This is a genomic window from Chryseobacterium sp. SIMBA_028 (assembly GCF_046535285.1).
Classification (GTDB): domain Bacteria; phylum Bacteroidota; class Bacteroidia; order Flavobacteriales; family Weeksellaceae; genus Chryseobacterium.
The window spans coordinates 1-259 of record NZ_JAWRWZ010000479.1 but is presented as its reverse complement, the minus strand read 5'-3'; the positions used below and the strand labels follow the sequence as shown (position 1 = coordinate 259).

Annotated in this window: 1 protein-coding gene; it reads left to right on the top strand. The window is 65.6% G+C overall.

What is annotated here, in order from left to right; translation table 11 throughout:
- Nucleotides 1–4 precede the first annotated feature (4 nt).
- The coding region (locus tag SCA31_RS24195) for an aldo/keto reductase (protein WP_410699527.1) at nt 5–259 on the top strand (255 nt) is incomplete at its 3' end.

The following is a 259-nucleotide window of genomic DNA, read 5'->3' as shown; positions in this document are numbered from 1 at the left end:
CTGCATGGCCCGGGGAATTGAGCTTCAGGCGTACGGTTCCTTGGCGCAGGGGCGTTACACGGGAGCGGGGTCCTCAGGGATGTCACCCGCTGAATCGGCTACGGCTGGGATGCTTGAACGGTTGGCCGAAGAAAAGGGCACCACGCCCGAGTCCGTGCTGCTGGGCTGGCTGATGAAGCACCCGGCCGGGATTTCACCGGTAGTGGGCACCACCAACCCGGATCGGATAAAGGCTTGCGCGGACGCCGCCTCGGTGGCC